The sequence below is a fragment of the Nocardiopsis sp. NPDC055824 genome (assembly GCF_053616335.1).
Genome location: NZ_JBSHDN010000351.1, coordinates 1 through 3696, shown reverse-complemented (window position 1 = coordinate 3696; position 3696 = coordinate 1). Strand labels below are relative to the sequence as shown.

The following is a 3696-nucleotide window of genomic DNA, read 5'->3' as shown; positions in this document are numbered from 1 at the left end:
GGCCGGGGCCGCGGGAGGGGGCGGTGTCAGGGGCAGCAGGAGCAGCCGGGGGCGCATCCGCACCCGTCGGCCCCCTCGGTCCCGGCGTCGGCTGCGGCGGGCGCGGTGAGGGCGATCCCGGCCGGGGCGCAGCAGGCGTCCCCGCGCCAGGCCTCCCGCCCCTCCTTGACCGCCAGCACGGCGATGAGCAGCGCCACCACCGGGTCGGCCCAGGCCCACCCGAACAGGGCGTTGACGCCCAGTCCGACCAGGAGGGCGGCCGACAGGTAGGTGCACAGCAGCGTCTGCTTGGAGTCGGCCACCGCCGTGGCCGAGCCCAGCTCCCGGCCCGCGCGGCGCTGGGCCAGGGACAGGAACGGCATGATCGCCACCGACAGGGCGGCCAGCACGATCCCCACGGTGGAGGGGGCCGCCTCGGTCCCGCCGAGCAGGGAGCGCAGGGCCTCGACGGTGACGTAGGCGGCCAGGGCGAAGAAGGCCACCGCGATGACGCGCAGCGCCCGCTTCTCCCGCGCCTGGCGCACGCCGGGGTCGCGGGCGGAGAACTGCCAGGCGACCGCCAGTGCGGAGGAGACCTCGATGAGCGAGTCCAGGCCGAAGCCGATCAGGGCGGCGGAGGAGGCGAGGTTGCCCGCGGTGATGGCCACGACGGCCTCGACGAGGTTGTAGGCGATGGTCACGGCGACCAGCAGGCGCACCCGCCGGGTCAGGACGGCGCGGCGGTCCTCGCCCGGAGGCGCGGTGAGGGGGTGCACCATCAGCAGCAGCCCTTCTCGTCGGCGTCCACGCAGGCGGGGTCGGTCTGCACGGCCAGCACGGCCTGGCGCAGGTCGTCCAGGGCGTGTCCGAGGCGGGCGTCGGCCAGTTCGTAGCGCACCCGCCGCCCCACGGGCACGGCCACGACCAGGCCGCAGTCGCGCAGGCAGGCCAGGTGGTTGGACAGGCGGGTGCGGCTGATGCCGAGGGTCTCGGCCAGGTCGGCGGGGTGGGCTGGGCTCTCGCGCAGGGCCAGCAGGACCCGGCAGCGGAGGGGGTCGGCCAGGGCCCGGCCGAACCGGGCCAGGGCGTCGATGTCGGTGGCGAGGGAGATCATGCCCTGACGATACACAAAATCCTGGATTCAGGAAACCATGAATGCTGGCTTGTGCGCACACGCCGCCCTCCGGCCGGGACGGCCGCCCGCCCGCCCCGGCCGGAGGGCGGCGTGCCCGAGGGCCGCCGGATGCCGACAACGGCTGGGGCCCAGGGGATCCGGGCCCCCACCCCGGTCGCGGCCGCGCTCCTCCGCGCTCCGGCCCCGGCGGGACGGCCGGGGGCCCGTGGCCCCCGGGGCCGGAGCGGTCCGCGGCGTAACAGGAGGTCGAGCCGGGCGAGCGCGCCCCCGCGTGCGAGTAACCTCGCTCCGGGACTCTCCGGCATCGCCTTGATCTGGAACGACTCGACCGCCCAGCGCCGCAGGAACCGTGCGCGAGGGCGCCGACGCCGGACCGGATCTCGACCGGCCCTTCGGCCCGGACCCGTCGGAGAGCCCCACGGACCGGTGTGCGGCCTGAGCCGCAGACCTCGGCGTGCGCCGCCTCCCACAGGGACTCCCCTGCTGGTGAACGCCGCCGGTGATCGCGTTGCGGATTCTTCCGCGAAGCGGATCCGGATGGCACGGGTGCGGGGGCACACCCCCGCGCCGACACCTCGTCCTCGCATCCTCCCGCACGGCCCTGAAGCGATCCAGCGGCCGTGCACGTGTCAGGAGACTCCGGCAGTCCTTGCCGCTCCCACCCACCGACAGGAAGTTCACCGCTGTGAAACCCGCTCTTGGCACCAGAACAGACGAGGACCGCGGTCCGCTGCGGCACAGGGCCCTGTGCTCTGCGGCACCACCGCGCGTGGTGGCCGTCTCCAGAGAGGAGTCCACCCATGAATGACTCCACCACCGTCCGCGGCACCGTCGGAACGGTCTTCTGGGCCTCCCTCGCCCTCTCCTCGCTGTTCGTGGTCTGGGGCGTGGCCGCCCCTGACCACCAGATGGCCGTGATGAACTCCGCCCTGAACCGGATCACCTCCGGGTTCGGATGGGCCTACCTCCTGCTCCCCCTGCTGCTGCTGGCGCTCCTGGTCGGACTGGCCTTCAGCCGCTACGGACGCATCCGGCTGGGCGACGACGGGGACCGGCCCGAGTTCGCCACCCACACCTGGATCGCCATGATCCTGTGCGCGGTGATGGGCATCGGCCTGGTGTCCTACGGCATCGCCGAGCCGATCTCGCACTTCGCCGTCCCTCCCCACGACCTCGCCGAGCCCGGGACCCCCCAGGCGGCGGTCCTCGCGCTCCAGTACTCCTTCTACGACTGGGGACTGCACGCCTGGGCGATCTTCGCGGTCTTCGGACTGGCCCTGGGCTACTCGATGTACCGCAAGAAGCGCCCCGGGCTGGTCAGCGCCCTCTTCCGGCCGCTGCTGGGACGCCACGCCGACGGCCCCGCGGGCAAGGCCATCGACGTCTTCACGGTCTTCGCCACCCTGTTCGGGACCACGACCTCGCTCGGCCTGGGGGCCCTGCAGATCGACAACGGCCTGAACCGGCTCCTGGGAACGCCCACCGGCACCACCACCCAGGTGGTGATCGTGGTCGTCGTGACGGTCCTCTTCAGCCTCTCGGCCGCCTCCGGGGTCCAGCGCGGCATCCGCTACATCAGCGAGGTCAACCTGTCGGTCGCCGCGCTGCTGTTCGTGTTCGTGCTGTTCCTCGGCCCGACGGCGTTCCTGGTCTCCCTCTTCCTGGAGTCCCTCGGCCAGTACGGCGACGAGTTCCTCCTGATGAGCCTGCGGGGACCGGCGTTCGGCGACACCGCGTGGATGCAGGGCTGGACGTACTTCATGATGGCCTGGTGGGTGTCCTGGGGCGCCTTCGTCGGGGTGTTCCTGGCGCGCATCTCGCGCGGGCGCACCATCCGCCAGTTCGTCCTGGTCGTCCTCGGCATGCCCAGCCTGGCCTTCTTCGCCTGGTTCTCCGTCTTCGGCGGCTCGGCCATCGACCTGGACCTGAACCACGGGACCGACATCGCGGGCTCCACCGCGGCCGACCTCAACAGCGCCTTCTTCACCACGCTGGCCGAGTTCCCGCTGCCCGCCGTCACGGCGGCGATGGTGGTGGTCCTGGCGGTGCTCTTCTTCGTCTCGGGCGCCGACGCCAACACCTACGTGCTGGGCATGCTCACCACCCGCGGCTCCCTGCGCCCACCCGTGCCGATCCTGCTGCTGTGGGGCGCGATGACCGGGGCCCTGGCGATCATCCTCCTGTTCTCGGGAGGTCTCGCCGCGCTGCAGCAGACCGTCATCGTGGCGTCGGCCCCCTTCCTCGTCGTCATCGTGGGCGTGGTCGTGTGCTTCTGGCGCGACCTGCGGTCGGAGGACACGGGGGCGGCCGGCACGCCGCGGCAGCCGGCGCGCTCCGCCCCGGAGGAAACCGTGTGACCCTGCCGGAAGGCGCCCCCGCCACCGCGGCGTCCGCCCGGACCTGCACGGCCACGGGAAGGCGGTGGGAGCGGAGTCCCTGAGGACGGTCCCTCCCCTCCCACCCGCCGAGCGGGGCCGGGGGGGGCGGGGGGGGGGGCCCCCCCCCGGCGGGGAGGGGGGGGGGGCGGGGCCCCGCGCCCCCCGCCGCCCGGCCCGGGGGGCGGCCGGGGCCCGCGGGGCCGC

At 73.9% G+C, this 3696-nt stretch carries 3 protein-coding genes; 1 reads left to right on the top strand and 2 read right to left on the bottom strand.

Going from position 1 to position 3696, the window contains the following annotated elements:
- Positions 1-26: 26 nt before the first annotated feature.
- Together ACWGL3_RS31610 and ACWGL3_RS31605 are read right to left on the bottom strand one after the other, a co-directional pair.
- The gene (locus ACWGL3_RS31610; RefSeq protein WP_267949606.1) at positions 27-758 is read right to left on the bottom strand and encodes a cation diffusion facilitator family transporter; all 732 of its coding nucleotides are present in this window, start codon (positions 756-758) and stop codon (positions 27-29) included.
- Positions 758-1093: an ArsR/SmtB family transcription factor gene (locus tag ACWGL3_RS31605; RefSeq protein ID WP_267949605.1), complete on the bottom strand. Its 336-nt coding sequence runs from the start codon at positions 1091-1093 to the stop codon at positions 758-760. The genes ACWGL3_RS31610 and ACWGL3_RS31605 overlap by 1 nt, the downstream gene beginning before the upstream one ends.
- An 821-nt stretch (positions 1094-1914) precedes the next feature.
- Here ACWGL3_RS31605 and ACWGL3_RS31600 point away from each other — a divergent pair.
- Positions 1915-3471, top strand: a complete 1557-nt coding sequence (locus ACWGL3_RS31600) for a BCCT family transporter (RefSeq protein ID WP_267949604.1) — start codon at positions 1915-1917, stop codon at positions 3469-3471.
- The last annotated feature ends 225 nt before the right edge of the window (positions 3472-3696 follow it).

Bases quoted from the DNA above. Each gene is read 5' to 3' on its own strand.
- ACWGL3_RS31610 (WP_267949606.1), bottom strand. From the start codon at position 758: ATGGTGCACCCCCTCACCGCGCCTCCGGGCGAGGACCGCCGCGCCGTC.
- ACWGL3_RS31605 (WP_267949605.1), bottom strand. From the start codon at position 1,093: ATGATCTCCCTCGCCACCGACATCGACGCCCTGGCCCGGTTCGGCCGG.
- ACWGL3_RS31600 (WP_267949604.1), top strand. From the start codon at position 1,915: ATGAATGACTCCACCACCGTCCGCGGCACCGTCGGAACGGTCTTCTGG.